At 66.3% G+C, this 20354-nt stretch carries 20 protein-coding genes; 7 read left to right on the top strand and 13 right to left on the bottom strand.

Annotation, left to right across the window (positions count from 1 at the left end; all coding sequences use genetic code 11):
* The first annotated feature begins 83 nt into the window (after positions 1-83).
* Positions 84-575, top strand: coding sequence for a CinA family protein (locus tag AC1DQJ_RS07025; protein ID WP_477601626.1), 492 nt, complete (start codon positions 84-86; stop codon positions 573-575).
* Here the strand turns inward: AC1DQJ_RS07025 and AC1DQJ_RS07020 are convergent.
* The gene (locus AC1DQJ_RS07020) at positions 572-1024 is read right to left on the bottom strand and encodes a type II toxin-antitoxin system RatA family toxin (RefSeq protein ID WP_477601624.1); all 453 of its coding nucleotides are present in this window, start codon (positions 1022-1024) and stop codon (positions 572-574) included. The two genes, AC1DQJ_RS07025 and AC1DQJ_RS07020, sit on opposite strands and share 4 nt — an antisense overlap.
* Before the next feature lie 4 nt (positions 1025-1028).
* On the bottom strand, positions 1029-1991 hold the full coding sequence (gene lipA, locus AC1DQJ_RS07015; RefSeq protein WP_477601622.1) for a lipoyl synthase: 963 nt from the start codon (positions 1989-1991) through the stop codon (positions 1029-1031).
* Positions 1992-2068: 77 nt separating this feature from the next.
* Here lipA and AC1DQJ_RS07010 point away from each other — a divergent pair, with 77 nt between their 5' ends.
* Together AC1DQJ_RS07010 and AC1DQJ_RS07005 are read left to right on the top strand one after the other, a co-directional pair.
* Positions 2069-3085, top strand: coding sequence for an alpha/beta fold hydrolase (locus tag AC1DQJ_RS07010; RefSeq protein WP_477601620.1), 1017 nt, complete (start codon positions 2069-2071; stop codon positions 3083-3085).
* Between the two features lie 124 nt (positions 3086-3209).
* Entirely contained in the window at positions 3210-4763 is a 1554-nt protein-coding gene (locus AC1DQJ_RS07005; protein WP_477601618.1) for an AMP-binding protein, read from the top strand.
* 43 nt (positions 4764-4806) lie between these two features.
* Here the strand turns inward: AC1DQJ_RS07005 and lpdA are convergent, their stop codons facing one another.
* The 10 genes from lpdA to secG form a co-directional block, all read right to left on the bottom strand.
* Complete coding sequence (lpdA, locus tag AC1DQJ_RS07000; protein WP_477601616.1) at positions 4807-6207, bottom strand: dihydrolipoyl dehydrogenase; 1401 nt, start codon at positions 6205-6207, stop codon at positions 4807-4809.
* 10 nt (positions 6208-6217) lie between these two features.
* Positions 6218-7492, bottom strand: a complete 1275-nt coding sequence (locus AC1DQJ_RS06995; protein ID WP_477601614.1) for a pyruvate dehydrogenase complex dihydrolipoamide acetyltransferase — start codon at positions 7490-7492, stop codon at positions 6218-6220.
* 55 nt (positions 7493-7547) lie between these two features.
* Positions 7548-8918 carry a pyruvate dehydrogenase complex E1 component subunit beta gene (locus tag AC1DQJ_RS06990; protein WP_477601612.1) on the bottom strand — a complete coding sequence of 457 codons (1371 nt, stop codon included), beginning with the start codon at positions 8916-8918 and terminating at the stop codon, positions 7548-7550.
* Positions 8915-9961 carry a pyruvate dehydrogenase (acetyl-transferring) E1 component subunit alpha gene (gene pdhA, locus AC1DQJ_RS06985; protein ID WP_477601610.1) on the bottom strand — a complete coding sequence of 349 codons (1047 nt, stop codon included), beginning with the start codon at positions 9959-9961 and terminating at the stop codon, positions 8915-8917. Before pdhA ends, AC1DQJ_RS06990 begins: the two co-directional genes overlap by 4 nt.
* 75 nt (positions 9962-10036) lie before the next feature.
* The gene (locus AC1DQJ_RS06980; RefSeq protein WP_477601608.1) at positions 10037-10333 is read right to left on the bottom strand and encodes an FtsB family cell division protein; all 297 of its coding nucleotides are present in this window, start codon (positions 10331-10333) and stop codon (positions 10037-10039) included.
* A 257-nt stretch (positions 10334-10590) separates the two neighbouring features.
* Entirely contained in the window at positions 10591-11871 is a 1281-nt protein-coding gene (gene eno / locus AC1DQJ_RS06975) for a phosphopyruvate hydratase (protein ID WP_477601606.1), read from the bottom strand.
* Positions 11872-12025: 154 nt separating this feature from the next.
* Positions 12026-12208, bottom strand: coding sequence for a 50S ribosomal protein L32 (gene rpmF / locus AC1DQJ_RS06970; RefSeq protein WP_056018768.1), 183 nt, complete (start codon positions 12206-12208; stop codon positions 12026-12028).
* A 93-nt stretch (positions 12209-12301) separates the two neighbouring features.
* Positions 12302-12658, bottom strand: a complete 357-nt coding sequence (locus AC1DQJ_RS06965; protein ID WP_477601604.1) for an MmcQ/YjbR family DNA-binding protein — start codon at positions 12656-12658, stop codon at positions 12302-12304.
* 53 nt (positions 12659-12711) lie between these two features.
* Positions 12712-14352: a CTP synthase gene (locus AC1DQJ_RS06960; RefSeq protein ID WP_477601602.1), complete on the bottom strand. Its 1641-nt coding sequence runs from the start codon at positions 14350-14352 to the stop codon at positions 12712-12714.
* A gap of 155 nt (positions 14353-14507) precedes the next feature.
* Positions 14508-14945 carry a preprotein translocase subunit SecG gene (gene secG / locus AC1DQJ_RS06955; RefSeq protein WP_477601600.1) on the bottom strand — a complete coding sequence of 146 codons (438 nt, stop codon included), beginning with the start codon at positions 14943-14945 and terminating at the stop codon, positions 14508-14510.
* A 111-nt stretch (positions 14946-15056) separates the two neighbouring features.
* Between secG and AC1DQJ_RS06950 the strand changes: the two genes are divergently transcribed.
* Positions 15057-15572 carry a GNAT family N-acetyltransferase gene (locus AC1DQJ_RS06950; protein WP_477601598.1) on the top strand — a complete coding sequence of 172 codons (516 nt, stop codon included), beginning with the start codon at positions 15057-15059 and terminating at the stop codon, positions 15570-15572.
* Positions 15573-15603: 31 nt separating this feature from the next.
* On the top strand, positions 15604-16017 hold the full coding sequence (locus tag AC1DQJ_RS06945) for a VOC family protein (RefSeq protein WP_477601596.1): 414 nt from the start codon (positions 15604-15606) through the stop codon (positions 16015-16017).
* On the opposite strand, the gene tpiA is transcribed toward AC1DQJ_RS06945, so the two are convergent.
* Positions 16014-16757, bottom strand: a complete 744-nt coding sequence (gene tpiA, locus AC1DQJ_RS06940) for a triose-phosphate isomerase (protein ID WP_477601594.1) — start codon at positions 16755-16757, stop codon at positions 16014-16016. The genes AC1DQJ_RS06945 and tpiA overlap by 4 nt on opposite strands.
* 133 nt (positions 16758-16890) lie before the next feature.
* On the opposite strand from tpiA, the gene AC1DQJ_RS06935 reads away from it, so the two are divergent.
* Positions 16891-18825, top strand: a complete 1935-nt coding sequence (locus AC1DQJ_RS06935; protein WP_477601592.1) for a peptidylprolyl isomerase — start codon at positions 16891-16893, stop codon at positions 18823-18825.
* Entirely contained in the window at positions 18822-20354 is a 1533-nt protein-coding gene (gene trpE / locus AC1DQJ_RS06930) for an anthranilate synthase component I (RefSeq protein ID WP_477601590.1), read from the top strand. Before AC1DQJ_RS06935 ends, trpE begins: the two co-directional genes overlap by 4 nt.

Raw genomic sequence — 20354 nt, 5'->3', positions numbered from 1 at the left:
TAATAGAAATCATCGTTCGCTAAAGCCGTCACGAGTGCATGCGAACCTTGGAATCGGGACACTAGAGCCCGTTGGAGTCACGCATGTTTTCCCTGGAAATCGAGACCTTGGCGCGGCTTCTGATCGACGAAGCACGCGAGCGGTCGCTTCGGATCGTCACCGCCGAGAGCTGCACCGGCGGGCTGGTGGCGGGTGCGATCTGCTCGATCCCCGGGGCCTCCGACGTCTTCGAGCGCGGCTTCGTGGTCTACACCAATCGGGCGAAGCAAGAGCTGCTGGGCGTCCCCGGCGACCTGATCGCCGACCTTGGCGCCGTCTCCGAGCCCGTCGCACGGATGATGGCCGAGGGCGCGCTGGAGGCCTCGAACGCCCACGTCGCAGTGGCCATCACCGGCGTCGCCGGACCGGGCGGCGGCACGGCGATGAAGCCGGTCGGCACCGTGCACATCGCTACCGCGCGCTCCAACCAGGCGCTGATGCACCGGTCAGAGCTGTTTGATGGTGTGACCCGCGCTGAGATCCAGGAGCAGGCGGTGCAGGCCGCGCTACAGGCCCTGCGCGACCGGATGACCTAAGCGAGGTAGAGCGCCCTCGCCCGCCCCTCGAAGCAGACCATCAGCTTGTCGACGGCGTGATGGAAGTTCGCCGCCAGCACGCCCGATAGCAGGCGCGACTTGAACTCGAAGTCGATGTCGAACTCGATCTTGGTCCCACCGCCCTCCGCCTCAACGAAACGCCAGCGGTTGGCGAGATGCTTGAACGGCCCGGAGAGCAGCTGCACGTCGATCTGCCGCGCACTGGCGTCGCGCCGCACCCGGGTGGAGAATTTCTCCTTCAGGAAAGAGAACCCGACCCCTGCCTGGGCGTCGACCAGGGTCACCGCTTCGCCCTCGGCGCGCGCGTTCCAGGTTCGCATGGACTGGATCCAAGGCACGAAGTCCGGATAGGCGTCCACATCGCCGACCAGCCGGAAGAGCTGGTCGGGGCTGTACGGCAGCACCTTTTCGATATGGTAGCGCGGCAAGCGGTTAGGCCGCCGCGTCCTTGGCCAGCCGCGCCGCCTTCAACCGCGCGAAGTCCTCGCCGGCATGGTGCGAGGAGCGGGTCAGCGGACTGGCCGAAACCATCAGGAAGCCCTTGGCGCGGGCGATTTCCTCATAGGCCTTGAACTCTTCCGGCGTGACGAAGCGATCGATCGCCGCATGCTTGCGCGTCGGCTGGAGGTACTGGCCGATGGTCAGGAAATCGACGCCGGCCGAACGCATGTCGTCCATGACCTGCATGACCTCTTCCTTGGCCTCGCCTAGACCGACCATCAGGCCGGACTTGGTGAACTGGTTGGGGTCGCGCTCCTTCACCCGCTCAAGCAGCCGCAGCGAATGATAGTAGCGGGCGCCGGGTCGGATCGAGAGATAGAGGCGCGGAACGGTTTCCAGGTTGTGGTTGAAGACGTCCGGCTTGGCGTCGATCACGATCTCCGCCGCGCTGGCCGGCTTGCGCAGAAAATCAGGCGTCAGGATCTCGATGGTCGTGCCAAGCGCGGTCTCGCGGATCGCGCGGACCACCGCGGCGAAGTGGGCGCCGCCGCCGTCCGAGAGATCGTCGCGGTCCACCGAGGTGATGACCACATGCTTCAGGCCCATCTTCAGCACCGCGTCGGCGACACGGGCCGGTTCGGTCGGATCCAGGGCGTTCGGCTTGCCAGTCGCCACATTGCAGAAGGCGCAGGCCCGGGTGCAGATCTCGCCCATGATCATCATGGTCGCGTGGCTCTGGGTCCAGCACTCGCCGATGTTCGGGCAGGCCGCCTCTTCGCAGACCGTGGTGAGCCCATGCTCCTTCACGATCGAGCGGGTGGCGTTGTAGCCCGGCGATCCCGGAGCGCGCACGCGCAGCCACTCCGGCTTGCGCAGGACGGGCGTATCGGGACGCGACTGCTTTTCGGGGTGTCGGGGCCGTGGCCCCCCGATGGTGTCGATGACGGTCGCCATAAGGCCTAGATCGGCTTTCTGACCGCTCGGATCAAGGCGCGATTGAGCGGCCGCGCGCCGCATGCTCAAACTTGACTATGGTTCGTGCGTGCCTGCTTGCCGCCCTGGTCGTCTCGCTTGTGGCGTGCAGCCGCGACGGCGCGCGCGAGCCGTTCGCCGAAAGCCGCACGCCAGCTTCGCTGGCCCCGCGCTTCTATCCGCCGGAAGGATGGGCCTGGGGCTATGTCGGCATCGGGGAGAAACCGGTCCAGCGATACGGGGTCGCCAGCACCCGCCGCGTCCCGGTCGCCAACGTCGTGATCGTGCCAGGCTACGGCGAGACTGCGGAAATCTGGTTCGAAACGGCGTCGGACCTGATTGGTCGCGGCTACACAGTCTGGGTGCTCGACCGCGCCGGCCAGGGCGGCTCCGAGCGCTACACGACTCCCCGAGACCTCGGCCACGCGCCGACCTTCGACCCGGATGTCGCCGCGTTGCGGGAGTTGGTCCGCGTGGTTGTCAGGCCATCGCCGGACACGCCCCTGGTGCTGCTGACGCAGACCGACGGCGCGGTGGTGGCGCTTCTGGCGATCCGCTCGGGCCTCAAGGCCGATGGCATAGTCGCCAGCAGCCCACGGCTGGCGGATCCACCGCCTGCACGCATGTTGGGCGCCGTCCGCCGCCCCGACGCACCTCCCGCCGGATGGAAGGGCTGGAGCCGCGACATTCCAGACGACCTGGCCGCCGAGCGAACCCACGACGCGTGGCGCGGGCGCGTCGGCCAAGCCTGGATGACGGCCAATCCGGACCTGCGCCTGGCGGGGCCCAGTCTTGGCTGGACGAAGGGTTACGAGGCGGCGAGCCGGGCTCTAGAATCGGCCGCGCCGCAGGTGCGATCGCCGGTGCTGATGCTCAATCCAGATCCGGACAGCGCCGCACTGTGCGCGAGACTGCCAGCGTGCTCCGAACTGCCTTTCCCCGGTGCACGCGCCAGCCTGCATTTGGAGGGCGACCAGTGGCGCGCGCCCTGGTTGGCGGCCATAGAATCATTCGTGGACGGCAGGATCGAAGACCGCCAGGCGCAGGTCTTTTCGGCTGTATCTCCAAGACCTTAGCGCATGCCGCAGACTTGACCGCAGCCATCAGCCTCACGATCTGTTACACATCTTTTCAAGCCAAGGCGCTGGCGGTAGGCTCGCGCTAATAAAAACGGCGAGACGTTCGGGGAGGTTTTCGCCTTTGTCGCGTTCTTTTGATCCGCGTTCGAGTGAGCGCTCCTTGTTTGATGCGCTGGTCGATGCGCGCGCCACCTACGGCGCCAAGAAACCGATCCTGGAAGACCAGGAACGCAATCCGCTCAGCTACACCGACCTGATCCGCGCCTCATTCGCGCTTGGCCGCAAGATCGCCGCCATGACCGAGCCCGGCGAGCGGGTCGGCGTCATGCTGCCGTCCAGCTCCGGCGCGGTTGTGACCTTCTTCGCCCTGCATGCGTTCGGCCGCACGCCGACCATGCTGAACTTCACAGCCGGCATCCGAAATCTCAAAGCCGCCTGTGAGCTGGCCGGGGTGAAGCGGGTGCTGACATCGCATCGGTTCGTCGAGCAGGGAAAGCTGCACGACCTGATCGATGCGCTCGAGCCGCTGGCCAACATGACCTATCTGGAGGACGTGCGCGAAAAGGTCGGCTTGGCCGATAAGCTGTTCGCCGCCGCCGCCGGGGCCTTCCCCAAGCAGTTCCGCGTCGAGACCAAGCCGAGCGATCCGGGCGTGATCCTCTTCACCTCCGGCAGCTTCGGCGCGCCCCGCGGGGTGGTCCTGAGCCAAGCGAACCTGATCGCCAATGTCGAGCAGATCGCCGCGCACATCCCGCTCGACCCGAGCTGGGTGATGTTCAACCCGCTGCCGATCTTCCACTGCTTCGGCCTGACCGGCGGGGCGCTGCTGCCGTTGATGAAGGGCATGAAGGCGTTCGAGTACCCCTCGCCCCTGCACGTCAAACAAATCCCGCCGCTGATCAAGGACACGGGCGCCTCGATCCTGTTCGCCACCGACACCTTCCTCAATCAATACGCGCGCAGCGCCGAGCCCGACGAATTGTCGGGCCTGCAGTTCATCGTTTGCGGCGCCGAGAAAGTGCGCGAGGAGACCCACAACCTGATCCGCGACCGGTTCGGCGACGTGCCGGTGCTGGAAGGCTACGGCGCGACCGAGGCCTCGCCGGTGATCGCGGTGAACAAGCCGACCGACAACCGCCGCGGCACTGTCGGCGGCCTGCTCCCCGGCATGGAGACTCGGCTAGAGCCCGTCGAAGGCATTCCCGGTGGCGGCCGCCTCTACGTGCGCGGCCCCAACATCATGAGCGGATACCTGACCGATGCGGGCCTCGAACCGCCCCCGGGTGGCTGGCACGACACAGGCGACGTGGTCGACATCACCGACGACCAGTGGATCAAGATCCTCGGCCGGGTGAAGCGTTTCGCCAAGGTCGGCGGCGAGATGGTGTCGTTGACCGCCGCCGAGGACATCGCCACCGCGGTCTGGCCCGAGAGCCGCCACGCCGTCATCGCCATGCCCGATCCCAAAAAGGGCGAGCGGCTGGTGCTGGTCACCGACCGCCGCGACGCCGACGCCGGCCCGCTGGTCGCTCACGCCCAGCAGATCGGCGCGCCGGAGCTAGCCGTGCCGCGCAAGATCATCAAGGTCACAGAGGTTCCGGTGCTCGGCACCGGCAAGACCGACTATGTGGCCATCACCCGCATGGCCGAAGCCGATGGCCGCCGCGCGGCCTGATCTGCAGGCGGCGGCTTGGCCGCCGCCTGGCAAATTCCCGCGATCAGATGTGTAGAACCTGCCCATAGGCGTCGAGCGCGGCCTCGTGCATGGCCTCGCTCATGGTCGGGTGCGGGAAGACCGTCGCGAACACCTCGGCTTCCGTGGCCTCAAGCGTAATGGCCAAGGTGAAGCCCTGGATCATCTCGGTGACCTCGGCGCCGATCATGTGCGCGCCGATCAGCGCCCCGGTCTTGCCGTCGAAGACGGTCTTCACGAAGCCCTCGGTCTCACCCGAAGCGATGGCCTTGCCATTCACCTTGAACGGGAAGCGGCCAACCTTCGCCGCGATCCCCTGCTCCTTGGCCTGGGCCTCGGTCAGCCCGACCGAAGCGATCTGCGGGGTCGAGTAGGTGCAGCCCGGGATCGGCGAGTTGAGGTTGGTGGGCTTCAGGCCGGCGATGTGCTCGATGCAGTGGACGCCCTCATGGCTCGCCTTGTGCGCCAGCCACGGCGGGCCGGCGACATCGCCGATTGCATAGAGGCCAGGCACGCCGGTCGCGCCATGGCTGTCGGTGACAATGTGGGTCTTCTCGACCTTCACGCCCAGCGCTTCCAGGCCCAGGTCCTCGACATTGCCGACGATGCCGACCGCCACAATGGCCACGTCCGCCTGCAGCGTCTCAGCCTTGCCCCCGGCTTCAATTTCTATGGAAACGACAGTCTTGGACTTGGTGAGCTTCTTGACCGCGGCGCCGACCCGGAACTTCAGGCCGCGCTTCTCGAACGCCTTGTGCGCGGCCTTCGAGACTTCCTCGTCCTCCACCGGCAGAATGCGCGGCAACGCCTCGATGACGGTCACCTCCGAACCGAGGGCCCGGAAGAAGCTGGCGAACTCGATGCCGATCGCGCCTGAGCCCACCACGATGAGGGACTTCGGCGCCGACTTGGGCGCGAGCGCCTCGCGGTAGGTCCAAACCCGGTCGCCATCGGGCTCCAGGCCAATCGCTGGAATAGTCCGGGCGCGGGCGCCGGTGGCGAGGATCACGTGCTTGGCCTGGACCGTGCGCGATCCGCCGGCCTTCAAGGCCACCACGACCTTTGGAGCGCCCTGCCCCTTCTCGAGCTTGGCGGCTCCCTCGATCACCTCGATCTTGTGCTTCTTCATCAGGAAGGCGACGCCGGCGTTGAGCTGGCCGGCCACCTTGCGCGAGCGCTGAACGACCGCGTTGAAATCGAAGCTGGCCTTCTCGATCTTCAGGCCATAGTCGGCCAGATGACTGAGGTTCTCGTAGGCTTCACCGGACTTGAGCAGGGCCTTGGTAGGAATGCAGCCCCAGTTCAGGCACACGCCGCCCAGCGCCTCGCGCTCGACGATGGCGGTCTTCAGACCCAACTGGCTGGCGCGGATGGCGGTGACATAGCCGCCGGGGCCGGAGCCGATGACGATGACGTCGAAATCCATGTGAAAAGCCTCAGACGATCATCGTGATGGGATCTTCGATCAGGGCCTTGAAGGCCGCGAGCCAGCGGGCGCCGATGGCGCCATCGACGACCCGATGATCGCAGGTGAGCGTGACGCTCATGACGGTGGCGATGGCCAGTTGATCGCCTTTGACCACCGGCCGTTTCTCACCCGCGCCAACAGAGAGGATCGCGCCCTGCGGCTCGTTTATGATCGAGGCGAAGCTCTTGATGCCGAACATGCCGAGATTGGAGATCGAGAAGGTGCCGCCTTGGAACTCTTCGGGCTTCAACTTTTTGGACCGGGCGCGCTCGGCCAAGTCCTTGGCCTCGAGCGCGATCTGCGCCAGGCCCTTGGTCTCGGCGGCGCGGATGATCGGCGTGATCAGGCCGTGCTCGAGGGCCACCGCAATCGCGATGTCCGCATGATGATGCATCGCGATGCCTTCGGGCGAGTAGGAGGCGTTGGCCTCCGGCACCTGCTTCAACGCCAGGGCCGCGGCCTTGATCACCAGATCGTTGACGCTGACCTTCACGCCCTGCTTCTCCAGCATGGCGTTGATCTTGGCGCGGCTGGCAAGCAATCCGTCGATTTCCAGGTCGATGGTCAGCGGGAAGTGGGGAACGTCCCGGAAGCTCTCGGTCATCCGCCGGGCGACGGTCTTGCGCATGCCGTCCAGCGGGACGAGGTCATAGCTACCGTCCGGAATGCCCATCTGGGCCAGGGACTGGACCTGACGAGGCGCAGTCGCCACACCTGACGCTGCCGCCGGAGCCTTGACCTGCGGCGTGGCGCTCTCGACATCTCGCTTGATAATCCGGCCGTGCGGGCCCGAGCCCTCGACGGCGGCCAGGTCCAGGCCCTTCTGCTCGGCGATGCGCCGGGCCAAGGGCGAGGCAAAGACGCGTTCGCCCGAGGACTTGGCAGATGCAGCTGGGGCGGGCGCCGCGGCCGTCGGTTTCGGAGCCGGCTCAGCCTTGGTTTCGGTCTTGGGGACTTCGGCCTTCGGGGCCTCGGCCTTGGGTGCAGGGGCCAGCGACGCGCCCTCTCCGCTCAAGCGGGCGATCGGCGTATTGACCTTCACGCCCTCGGAACCTTCGGCGACGAGGATCTCCTCGACGGTGCCCTCATCGACGGCCTCGACCTCCATGGTCGCCTTGTCCGTCTCGATCTCGGCGATGACGTCGCCGGAGCGGACGGCGTCACCTTTCTTCACGTGCCACTTGGCGAGCGTGCCCTCCTCCATGGTCGGGGAGAGCGCGGGCATCAAAACGTCGATGGGCATGATCAAGCTTCTCAGGCGCTGGGCAGGGCTTCGACGAGGATCGAGGGCGTCCGGCTCATTTGTAGGTCACGGCCTTGGCCGCCTTCACGATGTCCTCGACCGAGGGCAGCGAAAGGGCTTCCAGATTTGCCGCATAGGGCATCGGCACGTCCTTCTGGTGCACCCGGGTCGGCGGAGCGTCCAGATAATCGAAGGCATGTTCCAGCACCCGCGCCACAACCTCGGCGCCTACGCCCATGGAACCCCAACCCTCCTCGGCCGTGACCAGTCGGTTGGTCTTTTTGACGCTCTCGACGATGGTCTCGTGATCGAGCGGCCGCAGGGTGCGCAGGTCGATGACCTCGGCGTCGATGCCTTCAGCCGCCAATTGCTCCGCGGCCTTCAGGGCCAGGCCGACCATCCGCGAATGGGCGGTGATGGTGACGTCCTTGCCCTCCCGCCGGACCTTGGCCTTGCCGATCGGAACGACCCAGTCGACATCGGCCGGAACGTCGAACTCGTGGCCGTACATCATCTCGTGTTCGAGGAAGACGACGGGGTTCGGGTCGCGGATCGCCGCCTTGAGCAGGCCCTTGGCGTCGGCCGCGTCGTAGGGCGCGATGACCTTGAGGCCGGGGATCTGGGCGTACCAGGCCGAATAGTCCTGGCTGTGCTGGGCCGCGACGCGCGCCGCCGCGCCGTTCGGGCCGCGGAAGACGATCGAGCATTTGATCTGGCCGCCCGACATGTAGAGCGTCTTGGCGGCGGAATTGATGATGTGGTCGATCGCCTGCATGGCGAAATTCCAGGTCATGAACTCGACGATCGGCTTCAGGCCCGCCATGGCGGCGCCGACGCCCAGGCCGGCGAAGCCGTACTCGGTGATCGGAGTGTCGACGACACGCTTGTCGCCGAACTCCTGGAGCAAATCCCGCGAGACCTTGTAGGCGCCCTGGTACTGGGCGACCTCTTCACCCATCAGGAACACAGTCTCGTCGCGGCGCATCTCCTCGGCCATCGCATCGCGCAGCGCGTCGCGGATGGTGGTCTTCACCAGCTTGGCGTCGGCCGGTAGCTCGGGATCACGCAACTCGACCTTGGGGGTCACGGGCGCAGCGGCTTCGCCTTCCGGCCGAACGACCACAGCCTCAGGCGCCGTCTTCTCCGGCTCGCCGGACGACTGAACAGGCGCCGGAGCGGCCGTGCCGCCCTCCCCGGACAGTCGGGCGATCGGCGTGTTGACCTTGACCGCCTCGGTCCCTTCCGGGACCAGGATCTCTTCGACGGTGCCTTCGTCGACGGCCTCGACCTCCATGGTCGCCTTGTCGGTCTCGATCTCGGCAATGACGTCGCCGGAGCGGACGGCGTCGCCCTTCTTCACGTGCCACTTGGCGAGGGTGCCCTCCTCCATGGTCGGAGAAAGCGCAGGCATAAGGACGTCGGTCACTCGGCGGCCTCCAGATAGACGTCCGTGTAGAGTTCCGAAGGCTCGGGCTCGGGCGAAGTGCGGGCGAACTCCGCGGCGTCGGCGACGATCGCCTTCACCTCGGCGTCGATAGCCTTGAGGGCAGCCTCGTCGGCCCAGCCTTCCTTGGCCAACAGTTCCTGTACGTGGTCGATCGGATCGCGGGTCTTGCGGACTTCGTCGACCTCGTCGCGGGTGCGGTACTTGGCCGGGTCGCTCATCGAGTGGCCGCGATACCGATAGGTCTTCATCTCGAGGATGTAGGGACCTTTGCCCGAGCGGGCATGGTCGGCGGCTTTCTGGGCGGCGGCCTTCACCGCCAGCACGTCCATGCCATCGACTTCCTCGCCGGGGATCCGGAACGAGGCGCCGCGCTTGTAGAGGCGGGTCTCGGACGAGCTCCGCTCGATGGAAGTGCCCATGGCGTACTGGTTGTTCTCGATCACGTAGACGACCGGAAGATCCCAGATCTGAGCCATGTTGAAGCTCTCATAGACCTGGCCCTGGTTGGCCGCGCCGTCGCCGAAGTAGGTGAAGGCCACCTTCTTGTTGTCGCGATAGCGATTGGCCAGCGCCAACCCGGTTCCAAGCGCAACCTGGCCGCCGACGATTCCGTGGCCGCCGTAGAAGTCAGCTTCGGTCGAGAACATGTGCATCGACCCGCCCTTGCCCTTCGACGAGCCGCCGGCGCGGCCGGTGAGCTCGGCCATGACTTCCTTGGGATCCATGCCGCAGGCCAGCATGTGGCCGTGGTCGCGGTAGCCGGTGATCACCTGATCGCCGGGCTCCTTGATCGCCTGCACGCCGACGGCGATGGCTTCCTGGCCGATGTACAGGTGACAGAAGCCTCCGATGAGGCCCATGCCGTAGAGCTGGCCGGCCCGCTCCTCGAAGCGCCGGATCAGGAGCATGTCGCGATAATACTGGAGGAGTTCGTCCCTAGTCACAGGGCCACTTACGGCGCCGCTGACACCGGTGTCATTACTTTTCCGCTTAGCAGCGGAGCCTGGTTGCCCACGCGCCATCCGTCTCTCCCGTAGGAATTCATATCGCGGTTACGCTCCGCGTTTCCATTTGCCGATAGAACGACCAAATCCGCCCTAAGGCTTCACGCGGACCACATAGTCGTTCGGGTGGCTGAAACCTAGCAGGGAACGGGCACGTTCTTCCAGTAGGTCAGCCGACAAGCTTGTATCGCGCAAAAGGCGAGCACGTGCTTCGAGATCCTGCCTTTGGGTACGCAGCTGCGCCAGTTCCTGCGACTTGGCCGCAAGCGTGGCGTCCCTTTGCGTGGAAGACAAAAGGCCACGCTCGCCCGTGAAAGCGTGGAACCCGAAATAGAAGATCAGGAACGCGAGCGCCGCTGTCGGCAGATATGGGCGGAGGCGCGCAAACACGGTCGAATCGAGGACTCCTGAACAACGTCATCTCACGCAATTGTGCTTAATTTCCGGTTACAACTTCCCCCATGCGGGGGCGAGAAGGGGGAAATTCGTGCGCGGGCTCGTGGCCACGATGTACGCCCACAAGGCGCCGCCGGTTCCATACGTAGAGATCGCCGGGCGATGGCTACGCCCCCGTATTCACGACGTGCGGCGGGGAGCGACGGCGCAGACCGGCGCAGCCCTTGCGGGGGCCGCGCCTGCCGCCGGCTCTAGCGTTGCTTTAGCGCCTTGGCGCCGAGGTAGATCGCCTGATCGCCCAGTTCTTCCTCGATACGCAGAAGCTGGTTGTACTTAGCGGTGCGGTCCGAGCGGGCCAGCGAGCCGGTCTTGATCTGACCGCAGTTCATTGCGACGGCCAAGTCGGCGATGGTCGAGTCCTCGGTCTCGCCCGAGCGGTGGCTCATCACCGAGGTGTAGCCGGCGCGATGGGCCATATCGACCGCGTCCATGGTCTCCGACAGCGTGCCGATCTGGTTGACCTTCACCAGGATGGAATTGGCCAGGCCCTTGTCGATGCCCATCGAGAGACGGGCGGGATTGGTGACGAACAGGTCGTCGCCGACCAGTTGGACCTTGGCGCCGAGGGCCTCGGTCAGCAGCTTCCAGCCCTCGAGATCGTCCTCTGCGGCGCCGTCTTCGATGCTTACGATCGGGAAGTTTTTGACCAGACCTTCCAGGTACTTGACCATACCGGCCGGATCGAGGGTCTTGCCCTCGCCTTCCAGCACATACTTGCCGCCCTTGAAGAACTCGGTGGAGGCCACGTCGAGGCCAAGCTGGAAGTCGTCGCCGGCCTTGTAGCCGGCCGCCTCGCCCGCCTTGACGATGAAGGCCAGCGCCTCTTCGGCCGAACCGATATTCGGGGCGAATCCGCCCTCGTCACCGACGTTGGTGTTGTGGCCGGCGTCCTTGAGAGCCTTCTTGAGGCCGTGGAAGATCTCGGCGCCCATGCGCAGCCCCTCGGCGAAGGTGGTCGCGCCGGTGGGCAGGATCATGAATTCCTGGATGTCGATCGGGTTATCGGCATGAGCCCCGCCGTTGATGATGTTCATCATCGGAACCGGCAGCACGCGAGCCGAGACGCCGCCAACATACTTGTAGAGCGGCAGGCCGGCGCTGATCGCCGCGGCCTTGGCGGTCGCGAGGCTGACGCCGAGGATGGCGTTCGCGCCCAGGCGAGCCTTGTTCGGCGTGCCGTCCAGTTCGATCAGGCGCTGGTCGAGCCGGCGCTGGTCCTCGGCGTCGAAGCCCGAAAGCGCGTCGTAGATCTCACCGTTGACGGCCTCGACGGCGGCCAGGGCGCCCTTGCCGCCGTAGCGGCTCTTGTCGCCATCGCGCTTCTCGACGGCCTCGTGGGCGCCGGTGGAGGCGCCGGACGGCACGGCGGCGCGGCCGAGCGAACCGTCCTCGAGGACGACGTCCACCTCGACCGTCGGATTGCCCCGGCTATCCAGGATTTCGCGGGCGGTGATGTCGACGATCTCGGTCATGGGAGCTCCAGGCTTTGGCGGGAAGGCGCGCGACCGTTTAGCCACCTTCTCCGCCCGGGGCAAATCGACAGCCCAAAAGCAAAATCCCCCGCCTGGAGGCCCAGGCGGGGGATCTGAAACTCGTCGGCGCGGCAGGCGCCGGATCGCTGAAGGCTTAGTCGGCCTTCGGCGTGATGACCTGACGGCCCTTGTACATGCCGGTCTTCAGGTCGACGTGGTGCGGGCGCTTCAGTTCGCCGGTTTCCTTGTCTTCGACATAGGAGTTGGCGCCCAGCGCGTGGTGCGAGCGTCGCATGTTGCGCCGCGAGGGGGATACTTTTCGCTTCGGAACGGCCATCGGAAAATCTCGCAGGCGTAGAAAATGGAGAAGGCGGCCGAACGGGCGGCCGCCGACGTGAGCGCGGGTGTATGCCGGAAAACGTCCGCGGTTTCAACCGCCCTTGTGAATTGTCTGAAAAACCTTGGCCTGCAAGGCCTTTGAGGCGACTTGAGCCCAGGCCATGCGCATCAAATCGTCCAACCGGGGCTCTTCGATTCTCTCAAACCACACGAACGTCGAGCCATTGCGGCCCCAGTAGCCAGGCACAGGTTCGATCACATCAGGGGCGCCCTCGCTCAGGTTCCGCTGATCCTCGGGATCGAGCTTGAGCATGGTCCGCGGACGATCCTGGTGGATCGTACAGAAGATCTTCTTGCCCACCCGGAACGACGGCATGCCGTGGTGGTCGGCCTCATAGGCCTCAGGCTGAGCAAGGGCGATGCGACGGACGTCTTCGCGGCTGAGCATGGCGCGAGCCTAACCTTCCCTCCCCGCGCTGGGGAGGGAAAAGCGGCAGGTCGCTAGACCAGGCGGCTCCGCTCCTTCGCCGCACCGATGAAGCCGGTGAACAGCGGGTGCGGATCGAACGGGCGGCTCTTCAGTTCCGGGTGGAACTGGACGCCGACGAACCAGGGGTGATCGGCGCGCTCGCAGATCTCCGGCAGCACGCCGTCCGGCGAGAGGCCGGAGAAGGACAGGCCAGTGTTCTCGATGGCCTCCCGGTAGCCGATATTGACCTCGTAGCGGTGGCGATGCCGCTCGCTGATGGTCGGGGAGCCATAGATCTCCGCGACCTTGGAGCCCTCGGTCAGGATCGCCTCGTAGGAGCCCAGGCGCATGGTGCCGCCCAGATCGTCGCCTTCCTTGCGGGTCTCGCGTTCGTTGCCGCGCACCCACTCGGTCATCAGGCCGACGATCGGCTCGGAAGTCGGGCCGAACTCGGTGGACGAGGCCTGCTTGATGCCTGCCAGGTTCCGCGCAGCTTCGATCATCGCCATCTGCATGCCGAAACAGATGCCGAAGTACGGGACCTCGTGCTCTCGGGCGAACCGGACCGCGCGGATCATGCCTTCAGAGCCGCGCTCGCCGAACGCGCCGGGGACCAGGACGCCGTGGACGCCGGTCAGGCGTTCGGAGATTAGCCCCTCCTCGCGCTCGAAGGCTTCGCCCTCGATCCAGTCGAACTTGACGCGGACATTGTTGGCGACGCCGCCATGCACCAAGGCTTCGACCAGCGACTTATAGGCGTCGGTCAGGCCGGTGTACTTGCCGACGATGGCGATGTTCACCTCGCCGTCCGGGTTGGTCAGGGTGTTGGAGATCGCCTGCCAGCGCGACAGGTCCGGGGCCGGAGCGGTTTCCAGGAGGCCGAAGACCGACAGCACTTCGCGATCGAGACCTTGGGCGTGGTAGTCGAGCGGCACGTGATAGATGTTCGGCGAGTCCATCGCCTGGATCACGGCGCTTTCCCGCACATTGCAGAACTGGCCGATCTTGCGGCGTTCACCGGCCGGGATCTCCTGCTCGCAACGGCAAAGCAGGATGTCGGGCTGAATGCCGATCGAGCGCAGCTCCTTGACGGAGTGCTGGGTCGGCTTGGTCTTCATCTCGCCGGCCGTCTTGATGTACGGCAGCAAGGTCAGGTGGATGTAGCAGGCATGACCGCGCGGCAGCTCCTGGCCGAGCTGGCGGATCGCCTCGAAGAACGGCAGGCCCTCGATGTCGCCGACGGTGCCGCCGATCTCCACCAGCACGAAATCGACGCCCTCGCCCGGGTCCGACAGCACGAAATTGCGGATTTCGTCGGTGACGTGCGGGATCACCTGGACGGTCGCGCCGAGATAGTCGCCGCGACGCTCCTTCTCGATGATCGTCTTGTAGATCTGACCGGTGGTGATGTTGTCCGCCTTGGTCGCGCTCACGCCGGTGAAGCGCTCGTAGTGACCAAGGTCGAGGTCGGTCTCAGCGCCGTCGTCGGTCACGAAGACCTCGCCGTGCTGATAGGGACTCATCGTCCCTGGATCGACGTTCAAATAGGGATCGAGCTTACGCAGACGGACTTTGTAGCCGCGTGCCTGCAGCAGCGCGCCGAGGGCGGCGGACGCGAGACCTTTTCCAAGAGAGGAAACCACGCCGCCGGTGATGAAGATGTACCGGGCCATGGGCGTTCAGAGTACCAGTGATTCGCGCGGAGCGCGCTGCGGCGATTCGCCAAAGCTTGTGGATTTCGAACCGCGTTCGGCCGGTGAGGCCTCACGCAAACGCCGAACGAGCCGCCGAAGCGGCTTTTGATCAGGTTTCACGATGACTCTGGGACTTAGGGGTTGGACGGCGCGGCCGGAGCGGGCTGGGCCGGTTGGCCCTGCGCGCCCGCGTCGCCGGTGAAGGGGTTGCGGACCTGCGGGGTCGGAGCCGTGAGCGGCGCGGGAGCGGCGCCGGGCGCCGTTGGCTGAGGCGCTGCGGGTTGGTTCAGCTTGCTCGGATCGATGCTCTGGACCTTGATCCGATCGACGACCGACGAGGCGCCGCGCTCCTGGCCGGCCAGCATCGTCAGCACAAGGCTGAGGACGAAGAAGACCGAGCCGAGGATCCAGGTGGTGCGGGTCAGCAGGTCGCCAGCGCCGCGAGCCGTCATGAAGCCGGTATTGCCGCCCCCCATGCCGAGGGCTCCGCCTTCGGACCGCTGAAGCAGCACGATGCCGATCAGGGCGATGCAAACGATGACGTGAATAGTGAGCAAAATGCCGAGGAGCATGACGTATCCAGTGCCTCCGGCCGGTCACCCCGCGCCGAAATGAAGCGCGCGCTCTACCACTAGGCTGCGCGTAAGGCCATAGCTAGGGCGTCGCATCGCGCAGGCAAGTCCATGATTCTCGAAACTGAACGTCTCAGCCTTCGCCCTCTGGCGGTCGCGGACGCCGAACACCTGTTCCCTATCCTGAGCGACGCCGAAGTTATGGCCCATTGGGACGTGCCGGAAATCGACGATCCCGATCTCGTACGGGCCATTGTCGAGGGCCAGGTGGCCGACGCCGACGCCGGCAAAGCAGTGCACTGGACTATCCGCACGCTCGGCGCCGGCCAGTTCATCGGCGCCTGCGATCTTTCGGACATCGACCGCTGGCACAAGCGGGCGGAAGTCGGGTTCCTCCTCGGCCGGGGCGCATGGGGCCGGGGATATGCGTTGGAAGCCATGCGATCGGTGATCTCCTTCGCCGCAACGATGGGCGTGCGACGCTTGGCGGCCCGCACGCACCTGGGCAATCGCCGCTCAGACGCCTTGCTGGAGAAGCTCGGCTTCGAGGAGGAAGGGCTGCTGCGCGGCCACGTGCTGCGCGATGGCGAACACCGCGATTGCCGCCTGTTCGGCCTGCTGCTCTAGCAACGTTCGCCCGGTGCCCTAGGTGAGATGTATGACCCATCCGATTTCGCCAGCAGGCTTCGACCACATCGTCCTTCGCGTCGTCGATAAGGAAAGGATGGTCGCCTTCTACCGCGACGTGCTTGGCTGCCCGGTCGACTGGGATCGCCCCGAACTCGGCCTTACGCACATTCGCGTCGGCAGCTCGTTGATCGACCTAGTCACCATCGACGGCAGGCTGGGCGCGCTCGGCGGCGCCGCCCCGGGGCCGGAGGGGCGCAATCTTGATCACTTCGCGCTGGCGATCCGTCCTTTCGACGATGCCGCGATCCGGGCTCACCTCGCCGCGCACGGCGTCGAGATCGACGACGAGGGCCCTCGCTATGGCGCTGAAGGTGAAGGACCCTCGATCTACATCAAGGACCCAGAGGGCAATACGGTGGAGCTCAAAGGCCCGTCGGCCTAGATCGCCTTGATGATCCCGAGGAAGTCTTCGGCCTTCAGCGAGGCGCCGCCAACGAGCGCGCCGCCGACCTCGGCCGCATGCAGAATCTCGGCCGCGTTCGAGGGCTTCACCGAGCCGCCGTAGAGAATCGGGGGCGCCTTGCCGTGCTCGCCGAAGAGCTCGACCAGCGCCGCGCGGATCGCGACGTGGACTTCCTCGATCTCCGGCGTGGTGGGCGTCAGGCCCGTGCCAATAGCCCAGACTGGCTCGTAGGCGACCGCAAAGGCCTTGCCGGCCAACTCAGCGGGCAGAGAGCCCCTCACCTGCCTGGTCACGACCTCCAGGGCCTTACCGGCCTCACGTTCGTCGAGAGTCTCGCCGACACAAACGATTGGCTCAAGGCCAGCGCGCAGCGCGGCGGCGACCTTGGCGGCCACGTCGGCGTCGCTCTCGGCATAGTAGGAACGACGCTCGGAGTGCCCGAGGATCACCAGGCTGGCGCCGGCGTCGGCGAGCATCTCAGCGGCGACGTCGCCGGTGTAAGCCCCCGAGACCTCGGCCCGGCAATCCTGCCCGCCGACCAGGACGGCCGAGCCCTGCAGCGCCGAGGCGGCCCGACCGATGAGGGTCGAGGGCGGGCAAATCGCCACGCGCGCCGTGGTCGCGCCGAGATTCTCTGCGACCGCCTGAGCCTCAGCGAGCGACGCACCGACCCCATTCATCTTCCAATTGCCGGCGATCAGGGGGGTCGGAGAAGTCATGTCTGCCTCGAAATTCATGGGTTGGAGGGCGTTAAGCCAAGCAGCTTCTTCTGTCACCTCCTTGCGGGGGGGAAGCCGCCTCCACTATACCCGCCGTTCCACGTTCGCGCCGAAGGGGCTCCGGTAGGGTCAAATGCTGTCCGCCACCCGACAATTCGCTAAATCATGGGTCGCCGCTGTGCTGATCGGCCTCTTGGTCATCAGCTTTGCGATCTTCGGCATCAACGATGTCTTCAAAGGCAATTTCACCAACGATGTGGTGATCGCCGGCTCGCGCAGCGTGTCCGGCCCGGACTTCCGCCGGGAGTTCGACAATTTCCGCAAGAACGCCGAGCAACAGGCCAAGCGTCCGATCTCGATCGAGGAGGCCGTCCAGGCCGGCCTCGACCGGCGGCTGCTCGAAGAGATCGCCACCCGCGAGTCGTTCGGCGAAATGCTCAGCCGCATCGGGATCCGTCCCTCGGACCGGCTGATGGAGGCCGAGCTGCGGAAGATCCCAGCTTTCTTCAACCCGATCTCCGGCGCTTTCGACAAGGCGCTCTATGAGCAGCGCCTGGCCGAGAACGGTCTGACGACGACGCGCTTCGAAATGATGATGCGCGATCAGATCGCCGAGTCCCATGCGGCCTCGGCCATGGTCAACGGCCTGCGCGTGCCGCGCGCCTACAGCGCCCTGGGCGCCGTGTTCGAGCTGGAAGGCCGCGACGTCGGCTACTTCGCCCTCGACCCGCGCAGCGTGTCGGCTCCGACCGCGCCGACCGACGCGCAGTTGGAAGCCTTCATGAAGGAAAATGCGGCGCGCCTGACCCGCCCGGAATTCCGCGTCGTCACCGTCGTCGCCTTCACCCCGGCCATGGTCGCGGCGAACCTGCCGATCGACGAGGCCGAGGTGCAGAAGCGCTTCAACTTCCGCAAGGACACGCTCTCGCGCCCCGAGACGCGCTCGCTGGTGCAGATCCCGGCGAAGGACGCCGCCGCGGCCCAAGCAGCGGCAGCTCGCCTGGCCAAGGGCGAGGATCCCGCCGCGATCGCCAAGTCGCTGGGCGTGGAAGCCATTATTTATGCCGACAAGCCGCAAAGCGCCGTGGCCGACAAGCGCGTCGGCGCGGGCGCCTTCACCATGAAGGAAGGTCAGGTCTCGGCCATCCAGGGCGACCTCGGCTCGGCAGTAGTCAAGGTGACCAAGGTCACGGCCGGCCAGGCCGTTACGCTCGACCAGGTTCGCCCGCAGATCGAGGCTGAACTGCGCAAGGACGCGGCGGCCGAGAAGGTCTACGCCCTCAGCCAAGCCTATGACGACGCCCGCTCGGAGGGCTCCAACCTCCTCGACGCCGCCAAGAAGGCCGGCGTGCCCACCTTCACGGTCGGGCCGGTGACCCAGCAGGGCCAGGGTCCGCAAGGCCAGCCGGTCGGCGGCGTGAACCAGAAGATCCTCGACGTCGCCTATGGCCTGCCGCAGGGCGGCGAGAGCGAAGTCCAGGAGCTGGGCAATGGCGAGTACTTCGCCGTGCGCGTCGACCGCGTCATGCCCAAGGCGCTGCCGCCGCTGGCCGAGGTCAAGCCGCAGCTGGCCCGCTTCTGGATGATGCGCGAAATGGTCAAGAAGCTGCAGGCCCGCGCCGATGAACTGGCCGCCCGCGTGCGCAAGGGCGAGAGCCTGGACGCCGTGGCGGCCTCCGCCGGCGCCAAGGTCGTGCATGTGACCGGCCTGGACCGCCAGAACGCCGCGCAGAGCACGGCCCTGTCGCGCGATGCGCTGGTGAAAGCCTTCGGCGCCAAGCCCGGCGAGGTGTTCACCGCCGAGCACACCTCGTTCGGCCTGATCGTCGCCAAGCTGGACGCCGTGCGCGCGCCCAGCGGATCGACCTTGGCCCGCATCACCGAGGACGTGCGTCCGCAGGTGACGATGGCGCTGTTCCGCGACCTGGGCGCTTCGGCGCGCAACTCGGCTCGCGCCGACGTCAAGGCCCGGATCTATCCGGACAAGGCGCGTGCGGCCCTGGGCCTGCCGCCGCTTGAAAAGGGAAAGGCCGGTGAACCGGCCGCGAAGACGGAGAAGACCAAGTGACGATCGACCCTGCGTTTGCGGACTTTGAGACGAAATATGCTCAAGGCGCGCCGCAGGTCGTTTGGACCCGCTTGATCGACGATCTGGAGACCCCGGTCTCGGCCTATCTGAAGATCGCTCATGGAAGGCCGTACGCCTTCCTGTTCGAATCCGTGGAAGGCGGCGCCCACCGGGGCCGCTACTCCGTCATCGCCATGAAGCCCGACCTCGTCTGGAGGTGCCGAGGCGACAAGGCGGAGATCGCAGTCGGGCCCGACATCGCGGCCGGCCGCTTCCAATCGCAGGCCGGTGGAGCGCTCGATTCGCTGCGTGACCTGGTCGCGCGCTCGCGGCTCGACCTCCCGGCTGGGCTGCCGCCGATGTCGGCCGGCGTGTTCGGGGCGATCGGCTACGACATGATCCGGCTGGTCGAGCGCCTGCCGAACATCAACCCCGATCCGCTGGACCTGCCCGACGGGCTGATGATCCGCCCCTCGATGGTCGCCATCTTCGACGCCATCGCCCAGGAGATCGTCCTGGTCACCACGGTGCGGCCCTCTGAGATCTCGGCCAGGGCGGCTTACGAGGACGCCCAGGCCCGACTGGCCGAGGTGGCCTCGGATCTGCGCAAGGCGGCCCCGCCCCTGACCGGCGCGGCGACGCCCGAGCCCGACAGCTTCACCACCCCGGTGAGCCGCGAGGACTATCACCGCATCGTCGCCAGGGCGAAGGACTACATCCTGGCCGGCGACATATTCCAGGTGGTGCCCAGCCATCGGTTCCGCGCGCCGTTCGCGCACGATCCGTTCGCGCTCTATCGCTCGCTGCGGCGAATGAACCCCTCGCCGTTCCTGTTCTACCTGAACTTCGGCGACTTCCAGCTGGCCGGATCGAGCCCCGAGATCCTGGTGCGGCTGCGTGACGGCAAGATCACCATCCGTCCGATCGCCGGCACCCGGCCGCGCGGCGCCACCCCCGAGGAAGACCGGGCGCTGGAAGCCGAGCTGATCGCCGACCCGAAGGAACGAGCCGAGCACCTGATGCTGCTGGACCTCGGCCGCAACGACGTCGGCCGGGTGGCGATGCTGAAGCAGCAGGGCGCCAATCAACCGCCGCAGGCCTTCCGCGGGCCGCGGGTGCGCGTGACCGACTCCTATTTCGTCGAGCGCTACAGCCACGTCATGCACCTGGTCTCCAACGTCGAGGGCGACGCCCCCGAGGGCCTGGACCCAGTGGATGTGCTGATGGCCGCCCTGCCGGCCGGTACGCTCTCCGGCGCGCCCAAGGTGCGGGCGATGGAGATCATCGACGAACTCGAGCTCGAGAAGCGCGGCATCGCCTACGCCGGAGCGGTCGGTTACTTTGGCGCCGACGGCTCGGTGGACACCTGCATCGTGCTGCGCACCGCCTGCTTCAAGGACGGCCAGATGTACGTCCAGGCCGGCGGTGGCGTAGTCGCCGACAGCGACGCGGACGCCGAATACGACGAGACCCTGCACAAGGCGCGAGCTCTGCGCCGCGCGGCCGAGGAATCCTGGCGATTCGTCTGA

The sequence above is a fragment of the Phenylobacterium sp. P4_E10 genome, from assembly GCF_056401675.1.
Note: the sequence above shows the minus strand (reverse complement) of the source record. Positions and strands in the feature narration are given on the sequence as shown.